We start from the raw sequence: 23,777 nt of genomic DNA, 5'->3' as shown, positions 1-23,777 counted from the left end.
TAGTTTATATGAAAGGTCAGTAATGTGGCATTAGTTAGCTTTCTGCTAAAGTAATAATTCTTTACGCCATAATTAGTTAATACCCACAAATCAATAATATAATGATGATTAATCCATACATATCTGATATTTTCTAAGAAGTTATAAATATATTTACTCGTTTTACCTATTGAAAATGGAAGTCTATATGTTAGAAAAGGAATACTATCGGTTAAGTGAGTTATCTCGACACTCAAAAATAAGCCTTGAAGATTATCAATACTTTATCGAAAACTATAAAGAAACATTATATTTTCGTTTACATGATCAACCCATTGTTATTGTTGAGCAGTTCTCCAAAAGGGAATTAACACAGTTCAACGAAGACTCAGATAACCTCTTTCAAGAACTAACAGAATTAACCTCTATTCTTGATGAAGAAGAAACTCAATATCAGGGGGTATGTGTTGGTCACTATTCAGGGTTAGCACGTTTATCAAGACAAGATAAAAAGACACTTTTAAGGGAAGGAACTGTTCGATGTTTCCATGTAAGAATCGATGACATTAAAGGTTTAAAACGTGAAAATAAGGCTTACCCATTTTCCACAACCTTACCAAACAAATATCTTGTTCAATGGGGAGAATTACATCCAGAATCGCAATATGGACTTGAATCTTTTTTACTTAATAAAGACAGTGGTCAACTCGATATTTGTATAAAAACAATCAATTTCGATGATTTATTAGTGCCCATTGGTATGGTGGAATATATTGAAAAGTGCTTCAAACCTCGTGAGGAAAAACCTCAAGAGGCGTTTCAAGCAGATATAAGCAATAAAGCCGTAACTAAAAATCGTTTTGATGACTTTCAAGAGCTGTTAATTGACATACTAACTAAGCACCCAGCGTACTCAAATAAAGAAGTATGGAAACTACTAAAAAATGAATCCGAAGACTTTGGGGACTATCGGACATTTGACAAATATAACTTACTACAAGAAATGTCAGGTGATGATATTGAATGGGAAGATAAAAAAGGTAAACCGAGAAAGTCTATAAGTGCTAAAGGATTAGCAAACAGACTTACATCAGGAAGGAAACTGATAAATAATAACTAATTTTCCGCTTTAAGCTCATCCTATTCCGCTTTAAGCTCATCCTAAAAAAAACGGTCGGTATAACTTTCCATGAACTTAAACGTACATGGAGGCAATTATGCCTACAACACAAAACAAACGCGCATTATCAGAAATAGAAACCGCCGAATATATCGGTATGAGTCGTTCTTTCTTACGTCAATCACGTATGGAAGGAAACCGCGAAAATAGAACCCCAGCTCCACCCTTTATTAAAATTGGTCGCGCCGTTCGTTATATAAAAGACGATTTGGATAATTGGCTAAACAGTTTTTATCGAATGGAACATTTAGGGCAAAAGCCTGTGGGAGATTCCCATGCCTAAATTAAGCAAAGAGCAGTTTAGGTTACTTCTATGGTTAACCTTACCGTCTAGTTTCTTTGAAGTCACAAGTGACCACCATTTACATGATGTTCTTTATAATGGTTTGCATAACTATAAGGATGAGAAAGGGGAACGATATAAATTTGATATCAGAACCTTACAGGCATTAGCGGCAAATAAGCTTGTTGACTTTGATACGGTTTATTATTGTGGTCTCGAGTGGACGCGATACACGATAACAGATGCAGGAAAACTATTAACATTAAACATGACAGCAGATTGTTATGTTTAATAAATCTAAAATTGTATCTTGTATTGAAGGCGCTGTTGTTCATGAAGTAATAGCGCCTTATTTAACGGGGACAGATAAGCTCAATGATGACTTCTTGATTCAACGCTTATCTATGTTTTCATATTCAATACAGGCCATTATTTTGAAAAATGGTTTTGACCAAAAAACCGTTAAAGAACGCAATATTTATATACGTAAATCGACGGATGATTTGTACGCTTTACTACCAAAGAAATTATCACACTTATTTTTTTCTCACGATAATAATATCCAGACGCTTGCTAAAGAATGTTCGACATATTGTAGAAAGGTTATTATTGACCCACAAAACGAAACCTTCTTAACGTTACAGCATGATAAAACCGTTAACGGAAAAAACAGAACAAATAAAGGCGATATAAGGACAAATCCGTTATCTAAAAATTCCGTTAACGAAAAGTCTCGCTCACTCAATTCCGTTAACGGAATTTCTACCCTATACAAAAACTTCACTCAAGAGGAGCGCAGTTTCGTATACGAATACCTTGCTCGTTATGTAACGACATTCAATATTGAGCCACCTAAGTCAACTAACATTATTAAAGTATCAGGTTGCTTAAAACGACTAGCGGATAATCGTTGGTGGTTAAGACGTATAAGAACAATGATAAATCAAGCAAATGAAAAAGCGGCGATATTGCTTAATCTCGTAAATAGTAAAAAACAAATTTACTCAAGTGATATCACCACAAAAAATCGCCTGACACAGATAGCGAGAAATGAACAACTATTAAGCTCACATTATATTATTAATGATGAAGGTCAGCGATTTTCATTAAAAGAAATATCCGATATGAATGTTTCTAATCCAGAAGTGAAAAAAGCGGAGTTAATCAATCGTTGTAGGGGGTTTGAAGACTTATCGGAAGAGTTCGGTCATGACGGTTTATTTGTCACCATTACGTGCCCTTCAAAATTCCATCGTGCTTATTCAAAGTCAGGCGCTAAAAATCCTAAATGGGATGGTTCAATGCCAGATGAAGCTCAACGTTATTTAAATAAAGTTTGGTCGAGAATACGAGCCGAGCTAAAACGGAAAAACATTTCTATTTATGGCTTTAGGGTTGTAGAGCCTCAACACGATGGAACGCCACATTGGCACTGTTTGTTTTTCACAGAGCCTACTAGTCTTAAAAATCTTGAACAAATTATTCGTTTATATTCACTTCAAGAAGACGGAGATGAAAAAGGCGCATTAGAAAATCGTTGTGACTTTAAAAAAGTAGACCCAAAGAAAAATGCCACTGGATATATTATGAAGTACATCGTCAAGAATATTGACGGGAAAGGGCTTGTTAAAGACAAATTTGGTAATGACTCAATCACTACAGCGATACGTATTAATGCGTGGGCGTCGTGTTGGTGTATTCGTCAGTTTCAACAGATTGGCGGTGCCAGTGTATCTGTATGGCGTGAATTGAGACGATTAAAAGCCTCAATCTTCCCTGACTCAATTCTTGAGAAAGCACGTGTTGCAGCTGATACAAGTAATTGGAATGGCTATATCAAAGCGATGGGGGGAATATTCACCCCGACTAGAAATCATCCGATTAAATTGCATTATGATGTAAATATAAATTTTGATACGGGGGAATGCTCACAAAGTTATTATGACGGTGAACTTGTCACAAAAGTGAAAGGGTTAATCTTTGAAGGTAAAGCCTTCATCACGCGAACGATGTCATGGAGACTACAGCGGGTTTTATAATACCTTTACCCCTCTAAAGCTATGTTTAGGGCTTTAACTATATTTGTAATAAAATTTTACGTATAAATACCTTTCAAAAAGGGCTTTAGTTATCAAATAGGCTTTAGCTTCAATCAAAAAAATCAACGATAGAAATTTTTAGGCTTTAGTTAGTCGCCTGCCAGAATGGCAAAGATGCTTTTACTTGGAGTTCTGTAAATAACTGTACTAATCATCAATATTGGAATGATAAAAAAGGGGCATAAGTAAACCTTAGAAAATCATTCAAACAAATTATGAAATTATTGTGGGCTTAGGTCTTCTGCGTGCGCTAAGCGGAAGTTAGCTTCAAAATATTTGCGATATATTTTCTAATGAATTGACTGTGTCATATTACTGAGAAGTCTTAGTAATAATCTAAAAACACCCAGATGATATCCTAATTCATTGATTTTATGTGTAATAACCCCGGATTTTATATTGGATATTACTGCTAAGTCTCAGTAATATCCAAGTTCTGACAAAAATACAAAATTTGTATTTCCTAAAGCTATGAAATTATGGGATATTAATGTCAATTAAATAATATTTATGGGACGGACATTACTGAGAAGTCTCCATAATAAACTGTTGAACTAAACCGCTTCGCGGGGAGTGCCAACTCCCTGACATATCACTGCATTTCAACCACACTTAACTTGCTACTCAACCTTTTTTGGAGGCAAGTTATGACACCACTAAGACAACAGTTACTTGACTGTATGCAAGTACGACACTTTTCAATTAGAACACAGCAAGCCTATGTTCGTTGGGTTTACGACTTGGCGAAACATACCCATCGCTCCCCTGATTCATTGCAAGACAGTGAGTTAAAAAAGTACCTTTGGTCATTAACCCTAGAGCGCCATTTATCGTCAAGTTCATGTGCACAGGCGTTTCATGCGTTGAACTTTTTTTATGGTCAAGTGCTAGGGAGAACATTCGGTGAACAATTATTACCGCCGATGAAGCGAGAGCAGAAGATCCCTGAGCTATTAAGTGTATCTGAAGTGAAGCGGATCATTGATATATGCCACAATCCTAAATATCGCATGATGATCATGTTGTGCTATGGCTGTGGTTTACGCCTTAGTGAAGTCTGCTCGCTCAAGGTAAAAAATATAGCGGGTGAAGAGAAGGTTATACATCTTCAACAAGCCAAAGGGGCTAAGGACAGGCGTATCCCCGTATCTGAATCATTGCTACACCAGCTACGACTTTATTGGCAAGGTCTTCATCCCATCATTTACCTGTTTTTTAAGCCTGGAGAAGATAAACCGTTACATCAATCGTCATTACAAAAAGCTTATTACAAAGCGAAAAAAGATGCGGGGATTTTAAAAATAGGCGGTATACACGCCTTGCGGCATGCTTTTGCTACGCATCAGCTAATGGCTGGTATGCCACTACCGGAGTTACAGCATATTTTAGGGCATAAAGATATCCGAACTACCGTGCGATATACCCATTGGCTACCCCATTATCAAGCGGTGGACGGAGCACAATTTGATTTACTCAAGCAACTGGAGCAACAATCATGAACGGCTCATTGCTTCAGCAAATTATCGCACAAGGACTACCACACCTTGAGAAGAAAACCATCACACCAAGGCAATGGCAAGTGTTGCATCACCTTCAGGATTGTCGAACTCAAGCGATGGGCAGTTATCAATGGCACTGCAATCACTGTGAACAAGATACCCAGTGGTATTGCTCTTGTCGTGACCGACATTGTCCGGTGTGCCAAGGTAAAGCACGAGAGCAATGGTTACGTAAACGACAAGCGGATGTACTCCCTGTCGCTTATCACCATGTGGTATTCACTTTACCGCATCAGTTTAATGGTTGGGCAACATTACATCCTGAGATACTTTATAAAACGCTATTCAAGGCTGTCTGGGAAACATTAAGTGAATTTGCAAATGCAAGACATCATATGGAGGGTCAGTTGGGTATGTTGGCGGTGTTACACACTTGGGGTCAAACCTTGTGTAGGCATATTCATTTGCACTGCCTCATTCCAAGTGGAGTATTAACCCAAGACAAGCAATGGTGCAATAGTCGCAAGGCCCACTATTTATTTCCTGTAAAAGCTTTATCAGTGAAGTTCAGAGGGAAAATGCTGAATGGTTTAGAGGAACAAGCCAACGCAGGTGAGCTTCATCGATTAGAGCAACCAACTATTACGCAAGTATTGAATCAAACAGCTCGGTTGAAATGGAATGTTTATAGCAAACCTACCATTGGTCATACCGATACAGTGGTTAACTATTTAGCACGTTACTGTAATCGCGTAGGCATTAGTGAAAGTCGTTTATCTTTAAGGGGCGAAAATAACGTATTAATGCGCTACAAGGACTATCGTACCAATGAGACAACTCATATGGATTTATCTCCGGCAGAGTTGATAAGGCGATTTTTATTACATGTTCTGCCCAAAGGTTTTATGCGGCTGCGTTATTACGGATTCATGGCTAATTCAATAAGGCGTAAATCGTTAATCCTCATTAGGAAAAGCTTAGATAAAGAGATAGAGAAGCTTGAAGACGATATCACAGACAGAGTAAAGGATGAAATAGGACCTGAATGCCCAAGATGTCATCATGCAGGGATGATCTTGATAGGAATTCTATTGCCGAACAAACCGTTAGCGCAGTTTCGAACGATCTAGTTGAGTGGTGTAATCTGTTAATTATGCGTTGAAAAAAGCGATAGTAGAGGCTTCGTTTGTCTTGAATAAAGCCCCTGATAAGGTAAACTGGCTTGATAACGTTGAGCAAAATAGAGTAAGGGAGCTATTGAAAATTCAATTTATGGATAATCCCCTTCCTACTACAGAAATAACTCAATAAACAAAAACCATATAGACTGTGCCAGGCGGCTCAGTCCAACAGGACATTTATCTCTCATGCTTCGACAAGAGATAAATGCTTAATTGTTAGGCAACTTTACAAGGATGCAGCGTGAATAGAGTAGTTGTGTGTTTACTAATTATTATTTTAAGTGCTTGTGATGAAGATACTGAATCTAAGAAACTAGCCCAAAATATCTTTCCTTCAGTTATAGAATATCAACAATGCTTAGAGAATATGGATCCTAGTGATGACCAATATCATAAAGTAGTTATTGAATTTGATTCTGGTGGTTATAGTGGTATTGGGTGGGCAGTTTATGATGATTCTAATTGTGAAACACTGGCAAATAGAAGTCATGATGTTAATTCACATTACCCTATGCGTTTAGGTTATCAAGTCATAAATAAAGACGGAACTACAGGGCATGAATTGATTTTTGCGGATCCTGAAAATGCAGGTAAATCTGGTACAGTTTATCACATTGAAAATGACGTACTTTGTTTTGCCGTAGGAACGGTAAAGTTAAATATTGGATTTACTAATAGGCCAAACTTAAGTTCTATAAACTTTACGTCTGCATCGATTAACGGCGATTTTTCCAATTTAGAAATAGATAGAGATAACTGCTTTAAAATCAATATGGGTGAATAATTTGCCTAACAAATAAGAATAGGTGTCGCGCAGCCGACACCTTATTCGGGTGTTGGACAAGCCCGGAGCCTGCTTTATATAGTAAATAGCGTGATTGATTTTCAAGGTGGGTTAGCCTGGTATGTAAATACCAGGCGCACTGAACCAAAGAATAAAAAACGAGTGTTTTTTTTCGTTAATTTGGCTACTTATTCATAGATTTTAATCGTTCCTCTTGTTCTACATCGAAAACCATTATCCTTATTTTCTTATTTTATTAGCCAGCCCTAATGACGCCCGTACATAACATATGATGCTTACAGCACGGACAAACCCGTGTTGCTTTGGGCTTTATTGGCGTAATGCTCGGCGGTAAAACATGAGTGAATTCGGTAAGTAACAGCTGTATCAATAGCCGTAGCTTTCGTGCGCCAGAGGATAACAACCCATAATCTCTCACGCGCTGTAATCCCTTAGGTAATACATGGCGTAAGATAAGTAATAGGAACTTCAATGTGGGCAATGTGTGAGTGTCTGTTTTTTTAGTGGTGCTATCTATATAGCGAAACGTCACATTGTCTTTATCATGATGAATAATATCTTTATCCGCTAACACACCGCGATAAAGGTATCTTGAAAGATACTTTAAAGCAGGCAGACCATAGCCAACCTTTCTACAATCTACGACCCATTTCTTGGGCATGATTTTAATGTTTTTCAGTGACAAATCATGATGTTGGTTAATTGCCTCAAATATTCGAGCTCGCCATACCTTAGCGAGAGTCTTAGCATTAAACAAATAACCCGACTTGCCTTTCTTCCACTGTTTACGTTTTGCATCATAACCGCCATTGGGCACTATAATATGTATATGAGGATGCAGGTCACGTTTTCGATTATGTGTATGAAGGACGGAAGTAAAGCCAATTTTTCCTAAGTTATTGTACTGTGCAAAGTCTTTTAAAATCGAGGCACTGACACTAAACATGATTTGATAGAGGGCCTTAGGTCGTCTTCGAGCTAATGCTCTCAATTCATAGGGCAACGTAAACGTTGTCATGAAATACTCAACAGGTAAACGTTTTTGCTTTTGTCTTTCAAGCCACGTTGACGTTGTACTTTGCTGACATTGTGGGCAATGTCTATTGCCACAAGAAAGCGCTTGGCTATCATGATGCTCACAAGATGAACAAGCCCATAAGGATTTTCCTTGCTGGGCAGTTTTACATGAAAGCATGGCAAAAATCGCGTGACGCATATCAGGTGTTAATTTAACGCTATACTGAGTTTCAAGGGCTTGATGATGTTGACGAAGTAAATCGATAAAGGTACTCATTTTACAGACCATGTAATGTTGAGCTTATCTGTTAATTTATTTACGGCGCGTGACATATCACGTTGTTTAACTTTGGTGAGTTGAGTGTAGCGTGCGGTGGTGTTGAGACTGGCGTGTCCAAGCAATTGCTGCAAAGAACGCAAATCAAGCCCTTGTTCAAGTAGGTGAGTCGCAAAACAATGACGAAGTGAATGTGGGCTAATGAGCTTTTGAATACGACAATCACGCAGTACTTTTTTTAAGGATTTTTGAACACCGCCTTTATCCATGTGTGTTTTCGCATTTACATGAAGGCCTGGGAAAATCAAGAGCGCGTGGCGATGTGTTGTCCAATAATTCCTCAAGGCTAATAGGGTGTGCTCAGGCATAGGCACCATACGGTCTTTCCCTCCTTTGCCCTCACGAACATGCACTAGCATTGTCGATTTATCAATATCATGTATGGTTAAGTTAAGCCCTTCACTTAAGCGTAACCCCATAGAATAAAGTGACATAAAAAACACTTGATAGCGAAGTTGCTTGGTTTGATTAATCACATCACTGACTTGCTTGACCGTTAAAATATCAGGGATGCGCTTTACTTGCGGCGGTTTGACGATAGAAAGCCACTCCCATTGTTTATTGAGCGTATAGCGGTAAAAAAATTGCAAACCGTTACGGTCAAGTTTAATAGTGCTCCAAGAATGGGTTTGAATGAGGCTGTTGAAATATTGCTTTAAGTCAGCCATGGTTAACGTATCAGGTGTTTTATCAAAAAAGGCGGTAATACGACGCACTGCACGGGCATAAGCATCAATGGTTGAAGGACGTTTACCTTGTAGTCTTAAGTTGATAAGATGTTGTTCATAAAGAAAATTATAGTGTTGCTCTTGTAATTGATTCATGGGGTTATACTCCAATAACGCATCATCGAAGTGACAATGCTATTATTGAGTATGGAAGGTAGTTACAAAGCTACTCTGCCGCAGAGCGGCTTCGTTCAACAAGCTACTCAAGACGGACGCTAAACAGTTGGCTAGCTTCGTTCCTCGCAATTTTAGCCAACAATTTATCGCCGCTTAGTAGGGCGTTGGTATGACTCCCCACGTCAAGTTAAATACACTGATCCTTGTTCATTAATTTCAGAACCATTGTATTCACTTTTAGTATTAAGTGAGTTAACGCATAGAATGAAGCAAGTAATTTCGTCGGTTATCATGCTGATATTCGTGGATTACTAACTTGTTTGCTAGCAGCGCCTACCTTACTCATTTCGTCGTGGCACCTGTCTTCAGTCTATGTTCGCGGTTCAATAGCCGTTAGGCTATTGCCGTCCTAACGCCGTCGGTGATTGTGCCACACCCGATGCTTGATCCCATGCGCTAACTCAAAACTTTTATTCATGCAGGTACTCTCGATATTCTTAGCTTCACATCAATTTTTGGTAGCACTACCTCGCGAGAAATAGCCCAAATATAAGCGATCATTTCTCTGGCGATGGCCGTAACGACCACATTACGATGTTTGCCTTTATGCATGAGTCGTTGATAGCGGCGGCACAACCTCAGTTGAGCTTGCCAAGCCATATCAATAATTTCTTTGCTTAAGCCTTCTTGTCTTAATTGCATTTCTTTTGAAATATTGGCGTTGTGTTTATACGAATGTGCACCTTCGACCAGTAGTCGTCTTGCACGGCTGTTACCGCATTTGGTAATAGCACCTAAATGGCGTTTATCGCCACTTGAATGTTCGCTTGGTACAAGACCAAGGTAACTCATTAATTTTCTAGGATGGTCGAACCGTGATAAGTCACCTAGTTCGGCAATCACTCCTGTGGCGACTAATAACCTCACACCACGGAGCGCCTGTATCGCTTTAACTACAGGATAAAACCGCCAGTTTTTCACTTGATGTGTTAATTCATTATCCAGCCTTTTTAAGCGTTTTAGTCGTTCATTAATGGTTAAAACCGCTTCTTGCAAAACAATTTGCTGACAAGGATGAGGTAATACTAATTCAGCGAGCCAACGCAAATGTTGTAATGACCAGTTATCTTTTATTTTGCTGTTAATGTTGTTACGTAATAACAATGCTTTAAGTTGATATTTAGCATCCTTTAAGTCTTTCATGCCTGTTTCTCGTGCCCGAGATAAGTCCCGTACGGCTTCATCTTCGGGCTCAGGGACATAGATAGATGTTAAGTCTTCAGACTTGAGCAGCTTTGCAAGTTTGAGCGCATCACGTTTATCGGTTTTGATTTTATCTCCTGGTTTTTTAGGGATAAGAGAAGGTGCGATGACATAGCAACAATGATTAAGGCTGGTGAGAAAGCGGTAAATCCAATAGCCACAAGGACCTGCTTCGTAAACAAAATGAAGTGTGGCATCTGGATATTTTGATTGTAATTGTCGTGCAAGTTTTTTAAAGGCGGCTTTATTACTGAGTATTTTACCTAGATGAGTTGATTTAGCGCCACGTTGGTCTTCAATATAAGCGACTTCAGTAAATGTTTTATGGGTATCTAAGCCAATGAAAAGTATGTTATGTTTTATCATGCTAGCCTCTGTTTGATAATGTTGACACATATATTATGGCTCTGGTTTGTAAAACTAACCCACATTTAGAGGCTAGCACCTTGTGGGGAGTCATTGTGTCTATGTGCAAATGGGTTTCAGACTTTGAGTAGATATATCAAATTTTTCATTCTTCCAATCTTTGGTATTTTGATTGGTATAGAACCCAAGTTATTTATTGTCCCTTTTGACTATATTTTTGATATTCATGGAACACACTTATCATTAGGAAGTTGGATATCCTTACTGTTATTAATTGTTATAGTTCTTTACGACTTATTACTACTTGGGTATTTTATAACACGCTATAAAACACGTAAGAAATTGGCTTTATTCACAGCAGTTTTATTGATTTTTCAGTTTTTTTTATCAGGCTGGGAATTGGGGTTTTGGCAGTAATTGCACATAACAAATAAGAATAGGTGTCGCGCAGCCGACACCTTATTCGGGTGTTGGACAAGCCCGGAGCCTGCTTTATATAGTAAATAGCGTGATTGATTTTCAAGGTGGGTTAGCCTGGTATGTAAATACCAGGCGCACTGAACCAAAGAATAAAAAACGAGTGTTTTTTTTCGTTAATTTGGCTACTTATTCATAGATTTTAATCGTTCCTCTTGTTCTACATCGAAAACCATTATCCTTATTTTCTTATTTTATTAGCCAGCCCTAATGACGCCCGTACATAACATATGATGCTTACAGCACGGACAAACCCGTGTTGCTTTGGGCTTTATTGGCGTAATGCTCGGCGGTAAAACATGAGTGAATTCGGTAAGTAACAGCTGTATCAATAGCCGTAGCTTTCGTGCGCCAGAGGATAACAACCCATAATCTCTCACGCGCTGTAATCCCTTAGGTAATACATGGCGTAAGATAAGTAATAGGAACTTCAATGTGGGCAATGTGTGAGTGTCTGTTTTTTTAGTGGTGCTATCTATATAGCGAAACGTCACATTGTCTTTATCATGATGAATAATATCTTTATCCGCTAACACACCGCGATAAAGGTATCTTGAAAGATACTTTAAAGCAGGCAGACCATAGCCAACCTTTCTACAATCTACGACCCATTTCTTGGGCATGATTTTAATGTTTTTCAGTGACAAATCATGATGTTGGTTAATTGCCTCAAATATTCGAGCTCGCCATACCTTAGCGAGAGTCTTAGCATTAAACAAATAACCCGACTTGCCTTTCTTCCACTGTTTACGTTTTGCATCATAACCGCCATTGGGCACTATAATATGTATATGAGGATGCAGGTCACGTTTTCGATTATGTGTATGAAGGACGGAAGTAAAGCCAATTTTTCCTAAGTTATTGTACTGTGCAAAGTCTTTTAAAATCGAGGCACTGACACTAAACATGATTTGATAGAGGGCCTTAGGTCGTCTTCGAGCTAATGCTCTCAATTCATAGGGCAACGTAAACGTTGTCATGAAATACTCAACAGGTAAACGTTTTTGCTTTTGTCTTTCAAGCCACGTTGACGTTGTACTTTGCTGACATTGTGGGCAATGTCTATTGCCACAAGAAAGCGCTTGGCTATCATGATGCTCACAAGATGAACAAGCCCATAAGGATTTTCCTTGCTGGGCAGTTTTACATGAAAGCATGGCAAAAATCGCGTGACGCATATCAGGTGTTAATTTAACGCTATACTGAGTTTCAAGGGCTTGATGATGTTGACGAAGTAAATCGATAAAGGTACTCATTTTACAGACCATGTAATGTTGAGCTTATCTGTTAATTTATTTACGGCGCGTGACATATCACGTTGTTTAACTTTGGTGAGTTGAGTGTAGCGTGCGGTGGTGTTGAGACTGGCGTGTCCAAGCAATTGCTGCAAAGAACGCAAATCAAGCCCTTGTTCAAGTAGGTGAGTCGCAAAACAATGACGAAGTGAATGTGGGCTAATGAGCTTTTGAATACGACAATCACGCAGTACTTTTTTTAAGGATTTTTGAACACCGCCTTTATCCATGTGTGTTTTCGCATTTACATGAAGGCCTGGGAAAATCAAGAGCGCGTGGCGATGTGTTGTCCAATAATTCCTCAAGGCTAATAGGGTGTGCTCAGGCATAGGCACCATACGGTCTTTCCCTCCTTTGCCCTCACGAACATGCACTAGCATTGTCGATTTATCAATATCATGTATGGTTAAGTTAAGCCCTTCACTTAAGCGTAACCCCATAGAATAAAGTGACATAAAAAACACTTGATAGCGAAGTTGCTTGGTTTGATTAATCACATCACTGACTTGCTTGACCGTTAAAATATCAGGGATGCGCTTTACTTGCGGCGGTTTGACGATAGAAAGCCACTCCCATTGTTTATTGAGCGTATAGCGGTAAAAAAATTGCAAACCGTTACGGTCAAGTTTAATAGTGCTCCAAGAATGGGTTTGAATGAGGCTGTTGAAATATTGCTTTAAGTCAGCCATGGTTAACGTATCAGGTGTTTTATCAAAAAAGGCGGTAATACGACGCACTGCACGGGCATAAGCATCAATGGTTGAAGGACGTTTACCTTGTAGTCTTAAGTTGATAAGATGTTGTTCATAAAGAAAATTATAGTGTTGCTCTTGTAATTGATTCATGGGGTTATACTCCAATAACGCATCATCGAAGTGACAATGCTATTATTGAGTATGGAAGGTAGTTACAAAGCTACTCTGCCGCAGAGCGGCTTCGTTCAACAAGTTGCTCAAACGGACGCATAACAGTTGGCTGCGCTTCGTTCCTCGCACATTTTAGCCAACTATTTTGCGCCGCTTAGCAAGGCGTTGGTATGACTCCCCACGTCAAGTTAAATACACTGATCCTTGTTCATTAATTTCAGAACCATTGTATTCACTTTTAGTATTAAGTGAGTTAACGCATAGAATGAAGCAAGTAATTTCGTCGGTTATCATGCTGATATTCGTGGATTACTAACTTGTTTGCTAGCAGCGCCTACCTTACTCATTTCGTCGTGGCACCTGTCTTCAGTCTATGTTCGCGGTTCAATAGCCGTTAGGCTATTGCCGTCCTAACGCCGTCGGTGATTGTGCCACACCCGATGCTTGATCCCATGCGCTAACTCAAAACTTTTATTCATGCAGGTACTCTCGATATTCTTAGCTTCACATCAATTTTTGGTAGCACTACCTCGCGAGAAATAGCCCAAATATAAGCGATCATTTCTCTGGCGATGGCCGTAACGACCACATTACGATGTTTGCCTTTATGCATGAGTCGTTGATAGCGGCGGCACAACCTCAGTTGAGCTTGCCAAGCCATATCAATAATTTCTTTGCTTAAGCCTTCTTGTCTTAATTGCATTTCTTTTGAAATATTGGCGTTGTGTTTATACGAATGTGCACCTTCGACCAGTAGTCGTCTTGCACGGCTGTTACCGCATTTGGTAATAGCACCTAAATGGCGTTTATCGCCACTTGAATGTTCACTTGGTACAAGACCAAGGTAACTCATTAATTTTCTGGGATGGTCGAACCGTGATAAGTCACCTAGTTCGGCAATCACTCCTGTGGCGACTAATAACCTCACACCACGGAGCGCCTGTATCGCTTTAACTACAGGATAAAACCGCCAGTTTTTCACTTGATGTGTTAATTCATTATCCAGCCTTTTTAAGCGTTTTAGTCGTTCAGTAATGGTTAAAACCGCTTCTTGCAAAACAATTTGCTGACAAGGATGAGGTAATACTAATTCAGCGAGCCAACGCAAATGTTGTAATGACCAGTTATCTTTTATTTTGCTGTTAATGTTGTTACGTAACAACAATGCTTTAAGTTGATATTTAGCATCCTTTAAGTCTTTCATGCCTGTTTCTCGTGCCCGAGATAAGTCCCGTACGGCTTCATCTTCGGGCTCAGGGACATAGATAGATGTTAAGTCTTCAGACTTGAGCAGCTTTGCAAGTTTGAGCGCATCACGTTTATCGGTTTTGATTTTATCTCCTGGTTTTTTAGGGATAAGAGAAGGTGCGATGACATAGCAACAATGATTAAGGCTGGTGAGAAAGCGGTAAATCCAATAGCCACAAGGACCTGCTTCGTAAACAAAATGAAGTGTGGCATCTGGATATTTTGATTGTAATTGTCGTGCGAGTTTTTTAAAGGCGGCTTTATTACTGAGTATTTTACCTAGATGAGTTGATTTAGCGCCACGTTGGTCTTCAATATAAGCGACTTCAGTAAATGTTTTATGGGTATCTAAGCCAATGAAAAGTATGTTATGTTTTATCATGCTAGCCTCTGTTTGATAATGTTGACACATATATTATGGCTCTGGTTTGTAAAACTAACCCACATTTAGAGGCTAGCACCTTGTGGGGGTCATTGTGTCTATGTGTTTTAAAGGTTGGTAGTTTTGGAAATGTTAGTTGCTTTTATAATCGTTCTATTATTTCTATCATTTAAGTTTGGGTATATTGTTTTAGATCGCAAAGTTTTCCGCTTTCAAGTTAGTCATATTTTAAAGCGAGGTCGTATTAATAATATTAGAGAATATAGGGTTATACATAACTATATCGAAATGTTGTTTGAAAATGATCCTGATTCTTTTGAGGTAAATCCATCACTACCATTATTAAATAAAATGATGAACGACTTTGGTGGCACAAACACATAACAAGCCACTCAAGCAGGACAAATAACAGTTGGTTTTGTTCGCTTCGCTCTCTATTATAACCAACTATCATTTGCCTCTTAGTGGGGCGTTGGTATGACTCCCCACGTCAAGTTAAATACACTGATCCTTGTTCATTAATTTCAGAACCATTGTATTCACTTTTAGTATTAAGTGAGTTAACGCATAGAATGAAGCAAGTAATTTCGTCGGTTATCATGCTGATATTCGTGGATTACTAACTTGTTTGCTAGCAGCGCCTACCTTACTCATTTCGTCGTGGCACCTGTCTTCAGTCTATGTTCGCGGTTCAATAGCCGTTAGGCTATTGCCGTCCTAACGCCGTCGGTGATTGTGCCACACCCGATGCTTGATCCCATGCGCTAACTCAAAACTTTTATTCATGCAGGTACTCTCGATATTCTTAGCTTCACATCAATTTTTGGTAGCACTACCTCGCGAGAAATAGCCCAAATATAAGCGATCATTTCTCTGGCGATGGCCGTAACGACCACATTACGATGTTTGCCTTTATGCATGAGTCGTTGATAGCGGCGGCACAACCTCAGTTGAGCTTGCCAAGCCATATCAATAATTTCTTTGCTTAAGCCTTCTTGTCTTAATTGCATTTCTTTTGAAATATTGGCGTTGTGTTTATACGAATGTGCACCTTCGACCAGTAGTCGTCTTGCACGGCTGTTACCGCATTTGGTAATAGCACCTAAATGGCGTTTATCGCCACTTGAATGTTCACTTGGTACAAGACCAAGGTAACTCATTAATTTTCTGGGATGGTCGAACCGTGATAAGTCACCTAGTTCGGCAATCACTCCTGTGGCGACTAATAACCTCACACCACGGAGCGCCTGTATCGCTTTAACTACAGGATAAAACCGCCAGTTTTTCACTTGATGTGTTAATTCATTATCCAGCCTTTTTAAGCGTTTTAGTCGTTCAGTAATGGTTAAAACCGCTTCTTGCAAAACAATTTGCTGACAAGGATGAGGTAATACTAATTCAGCGAGCCAACGCAAATGTTGTAATGACCAGTTATCTTTTATTTTGCTGTTAATGTTGTTACGTAACAACAATGCTTTAAGTTGATATTTAGCATCCTTTAAGTCTTTCATGCCTGTTTCTCGTGCCCGAGATAAGTCCCGTACGGCTTCATCTTCGGGCTCAGGGACATAGATAGATGTTAAGTCTTCAGACTTGAGCAGCTTTGCAAGTTTGAGCGCATCACGTTTATCGGTTTTGATTTTATCTCCTGGTTTTTTAGGGATAAGAGAAGGTGCGATGACATAGCAACAATGATTAAGGCTGGTGAGAAAGCGGTAAATCCAATAGCCACAAGGACCTGCTTCGTAAACAAAATGAAGTGTGGCATCTGGATATTTTGATTGTAATTGTCGTGCGAGTTTTTTAAAGGCGGCTTTATTACTGAGTATTTTACCTAGATGAGTTGATTTAGCGCCACGTTGGTCTTCAATATAAGCGACTTCAGTAAATGTTTTATGGGTATCTAAGCCAATGAAAAGTATGTTATGTTTTATCATGCTAGCCTCTGTTTGATAATGTTGACACATATATTATGGCTCTGGTTTGTAAAACTAACCCACATTTAGAGGCTAGCACCTTGTGGGGGGTCATTGTGTCTATAGGGTTCTAGAATGAAGCATGAGCTTTGGCATTATGGTGATGGATTATCTACTTTCTGTTTAGCAGGTAAGCAAGGTGATGATGTTAGAAAAAACATCGTAGAACCTGATGGAAAAATCGTATGGACTTGCGAAGCAAAATCCCACTTTGAAGCCATGACAAAATACTACGAGTATATGAAATGGGGTGAATATGAAACGGATGTTGAAAATTTTAAGGAAACATATTCTGACTGGGGTTGGGAGTAAAACCCTATAACAAGGCATTCAAACGGACAAAAAACAGTTGGTTGTTTTCACTCCGTTCAACATTTTAACCAACAATTTTTTGCCGCTTAATGTGGCGTTAGCATGAAAGGGATAGGCATGTACTCAATTCGAAAATTTGTAGCATTAATCGTGTTAAGCCACTTTGTAAATAATGTTCAAGGTAATGAATATTCAGATAAATTAGTGGAACATCTAAATTATAAAGAACAATTTGAAAATGTTATCGAAACTTGTCTGAAAGGCAATGAATATATTACTCCTGAAAGTCTTCTTATTAATGAACCAAATTATTTTTATGGATTTAATGAATCATCAAATGAATGGCCGGAATTAGTCGCTATTTATAAAGAGTATTATGATTCTGGTTGCCATTCTATAAATGTAGAGACTTACCTTAGAATTATTTCTAAAGAATATGAAAGCCTTTTATCCAAAGAGCAATTATTGCAAGCAATTGCTTTTTATTCCTCACCTGTAGGTATAAAAATAGCTAAAGCGGATGTTCAAGCTAATATAAAGTTTCAAACCAAGATGAATGAAGACTCAGTAAAAATACATAATGATGCCACTGAAATATACAGTAGAAAATTACTAAATTTAGCCAAAAAAGCTGGCAAGTAGTTCGGTTTAATTTCATGCTAACAAATAAGAATAGGTGTCGCGCAGCCGACACCTTATTCGGGTGTTGGACAAGCCCGGAGCCTGCTTTATATAGTAAATAGCGTGATTGATTTTCAAGGTGGGTTAGCCTGGTATGTAAATACCAGGCGCACTGAACCAAAGAATAAAAAACGAGTGTTTTTTTTCGTTAATTTGGCTACTTATTCATAGATTTTAATCGTTCCTCTTGTTCTACATCGAAAACCATTATCCTTATTTTCTTATTTTATTAGCCAGCCCTAATGACGCCCGTACATAACATATGATGCTTACAGCACGGACAAACCCGTGTTGCTTTGGGCTTTATTGGCGTAATGCTCGGCGGTAAAACATGAGTGAATTCGGTAAGTAACAGCTGTATCAATAGCCGTAGCTTTCGTGCGCCAGAGGATAACAACCCATAATCTCTCACGCGCTGTAATCCCTTAGGTAATACATGGCGTAAGATAAGTAATAGGAACTTCAATGTGGGCAATGTGTGAGTGTCTGTTTTTTTAGTGGTGCTATCTATATAGCGAAACGTCACATTGTCTTTATCATGATGAATAATATCTTTATCCGCTAACACACCGCGATAAAGGTATCTTGAAAGATACTTTAAAGCAGGCAGACCATAGCCAACCTTTCTACAATCTACGACCCATTTCTTGGGCATGATTTTAATGTTTTTCAGTGACAAATCATGATGTTGGTTAATTGCCTCAAATATTCGAGCTCGCCATACCTTAGCGAGAGTCTTAGCATTAAACAAATAACCCGACTTGCCTTTCTTCCACTGTTTACGTTTTGCATCATAACCGCCATTGGGCACTATAATATGTATATGAGGATGCAGGTCACGTTTTCGATTATGTGTATGAAGGACGGAAGTAAAGCCAATTTTTCCTAAGTTATTGTACTGTGCAAAGTCTTTTAAAATCGAGGCACTGACACTAAACATGATTTGATAGAGGGCCTTAGGTCGTCTTCGAGCTAATGCTCTCAATTCATAGGGCAACGTAAACGTTGTCATGAAATACTCAACAGGTAAACGTTTTTGCTTTTGTCTTTCAAGCCACGTTGACGTTGTACTTTGCTGACATTGTGGGCAATGTCTATTGCCACAAGAAAGCGCTTGGCTATCATGATGCTCACAAGATGAACAAGCCCATAAGGATTTTCCTTGCTGGGCAGTTTTACATGAAAGCATGGCAAAAATCGCGTGACGCATATCAGGTGTTAATTTAACGCTATACTGAGTTTCAAGGGCTTGATGATGTTGACGAAGTAAATCGATAAAGGTACTCATTTTACAGACCATGTAATGTTGAGCTTATCTGTTAATTTATTTACGGCGCGTGACATATCACGTTGTTTAACTTTGGTGAGTTGAGTGTAGCGTGCGGTGGTGTTGAGACTGGCGTGTCCAAGCAATTGCTGCAAAGAACGCAAATCAAGCCCTTGTTCAAGTAGGTGAGTCGCAAAACAATGACGAAGTGAATGTGGGCTAATGAGCTTTTGAATACGACAATCACGCAGTACTTTTTTTAAGGATTTTTGAACACCGCCTTTATCCATGTGTGTTTTCGCATTTACATGAAGGCCTGGGAAAATCAAGAGCGCGTGGCGATGTGTTGTCCAATAATTCCTCAAGGCTAATAGGGTGTGCTCAGGCATAGGCACCATACGGTCTTTCCCTCCTTTGCCCTCACGAACATGCACTAGCATTGTCGATTTATCAATATCATGTATGGTTAAGTTAAGCCCTTCACTTAAGCGTAACCCCATAGAATAAAGTGACATAAAAAACACTTGATAGCGAAGTTGCTTGGTTTGATTAATCACATCACTGACTTGCTTGACCGTTAAAATATCAGGGATGCGCTTTACTTGCGGCGGTTTGACGATAGAAAGCCACTCCCATTGTTTATTGAGCGTATAGCGGTAAAAAAATTGCAAACCGTTACGGTCAAGTTTAATAGTGCTCCAAGAATGGGTTTGAATGAGGCTGTTGAAATATTGCTTTAAGTCAGCCATGGTTAACGTATCAGGTGTTTTATCAAAAAAGGCGGTAATACGACGCACTGCACGGGCATAAGCATCAATGGTTGAAGGACGTTTACCTTGTAGTCTTAAGTTGATAAGATGTTGTTCATAAAGAAAATTATAGTGTTGCTCTTGTAATTGATTCATGGGGTTATACTCCAATAACGCATCATCGAAGTGACAATGCTATTATTGAGTATGGAAGGTAGTTACAAAGCTACTCTGCCGCAGAGCGGCTTCGTTCAACAAGGCATTCAAACGGACAAAAAACAGTTGGTTGTTTTCACTCCGTTCAACATTTTAACCAACAATTTTTTGCCGCTTAATGTGGCGTTATATGCCAAGGATGCATCGTTGAAATATTCACTTCTGCTAATTTTATTGATTACTTCATGTGCTTCTATAAAAAATCCAGTTTCACCGATAGAAATCGGAGTTTGGGATTTAGTTTCTGACTATTGCGACGAATCATACGAATTTAAAATTGACGGCACGATAAAATTTGTAAGCTCACCTGAAATGACCATAGATAACTATACTTTAACTAAAATCGGTAATGATGGGTTTTATGAGTGGTCTTATGAAGTAATAGAATACAATAATAAGCCTAGTTGTAATGGTACTTTCGATACTTATCGGGGACAAAAAACAACTACGTATGTTAAATTCAGTGATGATTTAAACGTAATGAAAATTTACTTTGACCCACACGAAGGCACTTATATCGGTGCTTATCTAAAAAGGCGCGAATAGGCATATAAGTCATTCAAAAGGACAAAAAACAGTTGGTTTTTGCTCCTTCGTCGCTTATTTTAACCAACTATTTTTTGCCTCTTAATGAGGCGTTATCGATACAAAAACTAATCCAAAATCAATTTTAGCCTGTTAGTGCTAATGTCTTCTTTGTGGCATTTAGAGACATTTTAGTGATATTATTTAATCAATAAATTTGCAAATCAATACGCTACACATGTGCTACAAATAAAACCTGACTCTTAGGTTTTTTTATTGTAAGTACTTAATAGTAATAACTTAATATAACTTACTGCAAGTCATTAATAGGGCATTAGCTTGAAAGAGCATATCAATTAGAGGAGTAATTAATGTCAACGGTATTATCGATCAGTAATAAAATATTCAGCTTAAAAGGGCAAATGTTCATTGATGATGAAAACGGAGAACGATGTTATGAAGCAAAGGGAGAGTTTGCTTTATTTTGTCCAATTTGGACACTAAAAAACAGTGTTAAAGATCTTGCAACAGTAAAAAGAAAGTTATGGTCGTGGTCGCCTACTTGGAATGTCGAGTCTACAATAGGAGATTTCATAATAAAACGAAAGTTGTTTTCATGGACTCGTGCATATAATGTAGCGGGTGGTTTATATGACGGTGCAGTAATTAAAGGTAATGTTTGGGATCTGAAGTTTGAAATCTCATATAAAGATGAATGTATTGCTTCAGCAAAATCCAAAATATTATCTTTAAGAGATACTCATAATATTCTTGTACATGAAACAAATAATGACGCAGAATTATTTACAACTATTATCATGGTTGCCCTACACTTGGATCAAAAAGACGATAAGAATGACTCCGGTTCTTCAGACTAATTTTCAAGCTTTTCAATAGGGACAATGTTTTCGTTCTTCAACAATTTAGCGAACTAAATTTTGCCACTAACAAGGATGCCAGATACTCTTTTTCTAAGTGTAACTATGCCTAAATTAATCGGGCGCTCTTAACAGACCAAGTTAAGTTGCTGTGGTACGTTGTAAGGACTATGCTTTAGGTAAGTGGAACAAGCATAGAGTTTACTGCGGTATAATATCTTCTCGTGATGATTATCACGGTATCCAGCAAATAAGGAATGATGGTAATAAGCCCCATTGGTTGAAAGATTGGCTGAATGGGTATAGCTAAGAGTAATAATTAGAGAGGTGAATAATAACCCCCTCTAATTCAATTATTGGTAGTGATTTATTTTATTCACTAGCTGCTGTTAATGCACTGGTATCATCTGCAAATAAGCCTTTCCATTTAGTTGGAATATAACTATCTACAACTTTCGTTTCTGTTTTTAATAAGGCTAAAGCATCTTTTAAACGTTTCATTGTTTGAGGGATTTTTTGACTTGTGTCACCAACCAACGAACTAGCTAAGGTTCTGCTGAGTGCATTAACGGATAATCCTCCGCTTTGTTTCTCAAATGTAGTGTAAACATCAACATGATAACCTTTCTTATATTGCACTACACAGATAAAAAATGATGTTTTTTCACTCCAACCCCTTACTGAACTATCTGACTTCATAGTAAGAATAGGATCTTTACAGCTTGGTATTTTCATACTTGCACCGCCGGAAGCTTGAGATAAAGCAGAGAAACCGCTAATCATCCCTCCTAATTGAGTATTTGCAAATGGACTAACTAGCTCAAATCTTGATGCTTTTTCAGGAAGAGATGATGGCGGTAGACCTCGACTAACAGTCAAGCTATCCATGTTTTCTTGAGCCGTTTTGATTACTGTATCTAGTACACTTTCTCGAATCGAAGAATCACCTTGAACATCTATAACCATGTAAGCTTGCTCTGTAGTTTTAGTTGGTGTAGTCGATGCACAACCACCTAAAACTAGCATTCCTAGAGCTATTATTATTTTATGCTTCATTAAATCTTTCCTTTTAAATTATTATTTTTATTCCCTGAAACATTGTGTTACAGAAAGCGGGTAGTTTACAAAAGTTCATCTATAAATCAATAGATTAATACGTACATTTGTGTTCTTGTTCGATAAACGAACGAATTGTTCTTTTTGCGTGCAAGTAAATGTCTTTGGACTTTATTTTGTCAACATCACACGTAAATCTATCTGGTATTTGTTTAGTAGGTTTTCAAAGATACTTACATTCTTTATTATATAGGAGCTAATGAAGAGGGTAATTGAGGGACGTGTGACTTTATAAGTATTTGTGTTACGGTTACTTTTCGGCAACTAGAATGCTGAAACACAACACATAACACACTTTTGTAATTTATTGAATTTAAAACGTTAAAAGTAGAAGCTCGAACATATCACAGTTGCGGTAATTTCACCAATAGCTGGAATACTCATTAAACTTTTTGTGTCTTTCATTTGGTTCGTTAGTGCGTGTAGCTTTCTATCGCATTTGAATATTTCTTCATTTAGGCCTTTAATGCTTTGCCATAAATCGCAAATAATTCAAGGGCAGGAAGAGTAAATTATTTTCACTATTTTCTAAAATACCCGTAATGGCTTTTTGTGCAGGGTAGCGACCTTTAGGCATAATAATGTCAAACTCAGCGAGTAAACCACGTAATTGGTTTATCCTTGTTGTTCTTCGCTTTTGATACTAACAAGTCGTGTTTTTGTGCGAGTAACGGCTCACAAATAGCTTTAGCATCATTTTTACGGTAATTAATAACAAATTTTCATGCCATGATACGCACATCATGGCCGAGTTTGGTAAACTCTCTGGCCAGTAATTAGTCCCAGAGCAGGCCTCCATGCCAAGAATGCAGAGCGGAAAACTTGCAACCTCAATTATTTATTATCCCTTTTTTATACAGGAGAATAGATTTGCAAGTTTGTTTTGTCAGAAGGGGGAGGTTAACTATATGTTTTATAATTTTTTCTGCCATTAT

At 38.3% G+C, this 23,777-nt stretch carries 22 protein-coding genes and 1 pseudogene; 12 read left to right on the top strand and 11 right to left on the bottom strand.

Annotation, left to right across the window (positions count from 1 at the left end):
* Positions 1–187 precede the first annotated feature (187 nt).
* The 7 genes from A3Q34_RS08600 to A3Q34_RS08570 all read left to right on the top strand — a co-directional run bounded on the left by A3Q34_RS08600 (position 188) and on the right by A3Q34_RS08570 (position 7,005).
* Entirely contained in the window at positions 188–1,099 is a 912-nt protein-coding gene (locus tag A3Q34_RS08600) for a hypothetical protein (RefSeq protein WP_070374984.1), read from the top strand.
* Positions 1,100–1,196: 97 nt separating this feature from the next.
* Positions 1,197–1,442 (top strand): helix-turn-helix transcriptional regulator, encoded by a 246-nt coding sequence (locus tag A3Q34_RS08595; protein WP_070374983.1) that lies wholly within the window; start codon positions 1,197–1,199, stop codon positions 1,440–1,442.
* Complete coding sequence (locus tag A3Q34_RS08590) at positions 1,435–1,734, top strand: hypothetical protein (RefSeq protein WP_070374982.1); 300 nt, start codon at positions 1,435–1,437, stop codon at positions 1,732–1,734. Before A3Q34_RS08595 ends, A3Q34_RS08590 begins: the two co-directional genes overlap by 8 nt.
* Positions 1,727–3,481: a replication endonuclease gene (locus A3Q34_RS08585; protein ID WP_070374981.1), complete on the top strand. Its 1,755-nt coding sequence runs from the start codon at positions 1,727–1,729 to the stop codon at positions 3,479–3,481. The genes A3Q34_RS08590 and A3Q34_RS08585 overlap by 8 nt, the downstream gene beginning before the upstream one ends.
* 707 nt (positions 3,482–4,188) lie before the next feature.
* On the top strand, positions 4,189–5,040 hold the full coding sequence (locus tag A3Q34_RS08580) for a tyrosine-type recombinase/integrase (protein WP_070374980.1): 852 nt from the start codon (positions 4,189–4,191) through the stop codon (positions 5,038–5,040).
* On the top strand, positions 5,037–6,170 hold the full coding sequence (locus tag A3Q34_RS08575) for an IS91 family transposase (protein WP_070374979.1): 1,134 nt from the start codon (positions 5,037–5,039) through the stop codon (positions 6,168–6,170). Before A3Q34_RS08580 ends, A3Q34_RS08575 begins: the two co-directional genes overlap by 4 nt.
* Before the next feature lie 292 nt (positions 6,171–6,462).
* Positions 6,463–7,005, top strand: coding sequence for a hypothetical protein (locus tag A3Q34_RS08570; RefSeq protein WP_157470918.1), 543 nt, complete (start codon positions 6,463–6,465; stop codon positions 7,003–7,005).
* A gap of 256 nt (positions 7,006–7,261) precedes the next feature.
* On the opposite strand, the gene A3Q34_RS08565 is transcribed toward A3Q34_RS08570, so the two are convergent.
* The 6 genes from A3Q34_RS08565 to A3Q34_RS08535 all read right to left on the bottom strand — a co-directional run bounded on the left by A3Q34_RS08565 (position 7,262) and on the right by A3Q34_RS08535 (position 15,122).
* Entirely contained in the window at positions 7,262–8,320 is a 1,059-nt protein-coding gene (locus A3Q34_RS08565) for an IS91 family transposase (RefSeq protein ID WP_070374972.1), read from the bottom strand.
* Positions 8,317–9,204, bottom strand: a complete 888-nt coding sequence (locus A3Q34_RS08560) for a site-specific integrase (RefSeq protein WP_070374971.1) — start codon at positions 9,202–9,204, stop codon at positions 8,317–8,319. The genes A3Q34_RS08565 and A3Q34_RS08560 overlap by 4 nt, the downstream gene beginning before the upstream one ends.
* Before the next feature lie 495 nt (positions 9,205–9,699).
* Entirely contained in the window at positions 9,700–10,854 is a 1,155-nt protein-coding gene (locus A3Q34_RS08555; RefSeq protein ID WP_070373630.1) for an IS110 family transposase, read from the bottom strand.
* A gap of 674 nt (positions 10,855–11,528) precedes the next feature.
* Positions 11,529–12,587, bottom strand: coding sequence for an IS91 family transposase (locus A3Q34_RS08545; RefSeq protein ID WP_070374972.1), 1,059 nt, complete (start codon positions 12,585–12,587; stop codon positions 11,529–11,531).
* Positions 12,584–13,471, bottom strand: a complete 888-nt coding sequence (locus A3Q34_RS08540; RefSeq protein WP_070374971.1) for a site-specific integrase — start codon at positions 13,469–13,471, stop codon at positions 12,584–12,586. Before A3Q34_RS08540 ends, A3Q34_RS08545 begins: the two co-directional genes overlap by 4 nt.
* Before the next feature lie 496 nt (positions 13,472–13,967).
* On the bottom strand, positions 13,968–15,122 hold the full coding sequence (locus A3Q34_RS08535) for an IS110 family transposase (protein ID WP_070374975.1): 1,155 nt from the start codon (positions 15,120–15,122) through the stop codon (positions 13,968–13,970).
* 123 nt (positions 15,123–15,245) lie between these two features.
* Here A3Q34_RS08535 and A3Q34_RS08530 point away from each other — a divergent pair, with 123 nt between their 5' ends.
* Positions 15,246–15,506 (top strand): hypothetical protein, encoded by a 261-nt coding sequence (locus A3Q34_RS08530; RefSeq protein ID WP_197517670.1) that lies wholly within the window; start codon positions 15,246–15,248, stop codon positions 15,504–15,506.
* A 398-nt stretch (positions 15,507–15,904) separates the two neighbouring features.
* On the opposite strand, the gene A3Q34_RS08525 is transcribed toward A3Q34_RS08530, so the two are convergent.
* The gene (locus A3Q34_RS08525; RefSeq protein ID WP_070374975.1) at positions 15,905–17,059 is read right to left on the bottom strand and encodes an IS110 family transposase; all 1,155 of its coding nucleotides are present in this window, start codon (positions 17,057–17,059) and stop codon (positions 15,905–15,907) included.
* Positions 17,060–17,173: 114 nt separating this feature from the next.
* On the opposite strand from A3Q34_RS08525, the gene A3Q34_RS08520 reads away from it, so the two are divergent.
* Both A3Q34_RS08520 and A3Q34_RS08515 read left to right on the top strand, forming a co-directional pair.
* Positions 17,174–17,410: a hypothetical protein gene (locus A3Q34_RS08520; RefSeq protein WP_070374974.1), complete on the top strand. Its 237-nt coding sequence runs from the start codon at positions 17,174–17,176 to the stop codon at positions 17,408–17,410.
* Between the two features lie 102 nt (positions 17,411–17,512).
* The gene (locus A3Q34_RS08515) at positions 17,513–18,052 is read left to right on the top strand and encodes a DUF2059 domain-containing protein (RefSeq protein ID WP_157470916.1); all 540 of its coding nucleotides are present in this window, start codon (positions 17,513–17,515) and stop codon (positions 18,050–18,052) included.
* Between the two features lie 268 nt (positions 18,053–18,320).
* Here the strand turns inward: A3Q34_RS08515 and A3Q34_RS08510 are convergent, their stop codons facing one another.
* Both A3Q34_RS08510 and A3Q34_RS08505 read right to left on the bottom strand, forming a co-directional pair.
* Complete coding sequence (locus A3Q34_RS08510) at positions 18,321–19,379, bottom strand: IS91 family transposase (RefSeq protein ID WP_070374972.1); 1,059 nt, start codon at positions 19,377–19,379, stop codon at positions 18,321–18,323.
* Positions 19,376–20,263, bottom strand: coding sequence for a site-specific integrase (locus A3Q34_RS08505; RefSeq protein WP_070374971.1), 888 nt, complete (start codon positions 20,261–20,263; stop codon positions 19,376–19,378). The genes A3Q34_RS08510 and A3Q34_RS08505 overlap by 4 nt, the downstream gene beginning before the upstream one ends.
* A gap of 51 nt (positions 20,264–20,314) precedes the next feature.
* On the opposite strand from A3Q34_RS08505, the gene A3Q34_RS08500 reads away from it, so the two are divergent.
* Positions 20,315–20,869, top strand: coding sequence for a hypothetical protein (locus tag A3Q34_RS08500; RefSeq protein ID WP_157470913.1), 555 nt, complete (start codon positions 20,315–20,317; stop codon positions 20,867–20,869).
* 350 nt (positions 20,870–21,219) lie between these two features.
* The gene (locus A3Q34_RS08495; RefSeq protein ID WP_070374969.1) at positions 21,220–21,726 is read left to right on the top strand and encodes a hypothetical protein; all 507 of its coding nucleotides are present in this window, start codon (positions 21,220–21,222) and stop codon (positions 21,724–21,726) included.
* Between the two features lie 372 nt (positions 21,727–22,098).
* On the opposite strand, the gene A3Q34_RS08490 is transcribed toward A3Q34_RS08495, so the two are convergent.
* Both A3Q34_RS08490 and A3Q34_RS20880 read right to left on the bottom strand, forming a co-directional pair.
* Positions 22,099–22,782 (bottom strand): hypothetical protein, encoded by a 684-nt coding sequence (locus tag A3Q34_RS08490; protein ID WP_070374968.1) that lies wholly within the window; start codon positions 22,780–22,782, stop codon positions 22,099–22,101.
* 393 nt (positions 22,783–23,175) lie between these two features.
* Positions 23,176–23,674 (bottom strand): annotated as a pseudogene (locus A3Q34_RS20880) (IS110 family transposase); the annotation flags it as partial.
* Positions 23,675–23,777: the final 103 nt, after the last annotated feature.

This window comes from Colwellia sp. PAMC 20917, from assembly GCF_001767295.1.
GTDB lineage: Bacteria > Pseudomonadota > Gammaproteobacteria > Enterobacterales > Alteromonadaceae > Colwellia_A.
This window is presented reverse-complemented; position numbering and strand designations above follow the sequence as displayed.

Coding starts and splice junctions, on each gene's coding strand:
- A3Q34_RS08565 (WP_070374972.1), bottom strand. CDS start 8,320: ATGAGTACCTTTATCGATTTACTTCGTCAACATCATCAAGCCCTTGAA.
- A3Q34_RS08600 (WP_070374984.1), top strand. CDS start 188: ATGTTAGAAAAGGAATACTATCGGTTAAGTGAGTTATCTCGACACTCA.
- A3Q34_RS08500 (WP_157470913.1), top strand. CDS start 20,315: ATGGAAGGTAGTTACAAAGCTACTCTGCCGCAGAGCGGCTTCGTTCAA.
- A3Q34_RS08510 (WP_070374972.1), bottom strand. CDS start 19,379: ATGAGTACCTTTATCGATTTACTTCGTCAACATCATCAAGCCCTTGAA.
- A3Q34_RS08540 (WP_070374971.1), bottom strand. CDS start 13,471: ATGAATCAATTACAAGAGCAACACTATAATTTTCTTTATGAACAACAT.
- A3Q34_RS08560 (WP_070374971.1), bottom strand. CDS start 9,204: ATGAATCAATTACAAGAGCAACACTATAATTTTCTTTATGAACAACAT.
- A3Q34_RS08515 (WP_157470916.1), top strand. CDS start 17,513: ATGAAAGGGATAGGCATGTACTCAATTCGAAAATTTGTAGCATTAATC.
- A3Q34_RS08525 (WP_070374975.1), bottom strand. CDS start 17,059: ATGATAAAACATAACATACTTTTCATTGGCTTAGATACCCATAAAACA.
- A3Q34_RS08590 (WP_070374982.1), top strand. CDS start 1,435: ATGCCTAAATTAAGCAAAGAGCAGTTTAGGTTACTTCTATGGTTAACC.
- A3Q34_RS08575 (WP_070374979.1), top strand. CDS start 5,037: ATGAACGGCTCATTGCTTCAGCAAATTATCGCACAAGGACTACCACAC.
- A3Q34_RS08490 (WP_070374968.1), bottom strand. CDS start 22,782: ATGAAGCATAAAATAATAATAGCTCTAGGAATGCTAGTTTTAGGTGGT.
- A3Q34_RS08545 (WP_070374972.1), bottom strand. CDS start 12,587: ATGAGTACCTTTATCGATTTACTTCGTCAACATCATCAAGCCCTTGAA.
- A3Q34_RS08520 (WP_070374974.1), top strand. CDS start 17,174: ATGAAGCATGAGCTTTGGCATTATGGTGATGGATTATCTACTTTCTGT.
- A3Q34_RS08535 (WP_070374975.1), bottom strand. CDS start 15,122: ATGATAAAACATAACATACTTTTCATTGGCTTAGATACCCATAAAACA.
- A3Q34_RS08595 (WP_070374983.1), top strand. CDS start 1,197: ATGCCTACAACACAAAACAAACGCGCATTATCAGAAATAGAAACCGCC.
- A3Q34_RS08505 (WP_070374971.1), bottom strand. CDS start 20,263: ATGAATCAATTACAAGAGCAACACTATAATTTTCTTTATGAACAACAT.
- A3Q34_RS08580 (WP_070374980.1), top strand. CDS start 4,189: ATGACACCACTAAGACAACAGTTACTTGACTGTATGCAAGTACGACAC.
- A3Q34_RS08495 (WP_070374969.1), top strand. CDS start 21,220: ATGTCAACGGTATTATCGATCAGTAATAAAATATTCAGCTTAAAAGGG.
- A3Q34_RS08555 (WP_070373630.1), bottom strand. CDS start 10,854: ATGATAAAACATAACATACTTTTCATTGGCTTAGATACCCATAAAACA.
- A3Q34_RS08585 (WP_070374981.1), top strand. CDS start 1,727: ATGTTTAATAAATCTAAAATTGTATCTTGTATTGAAGGCGCTGTTGTT.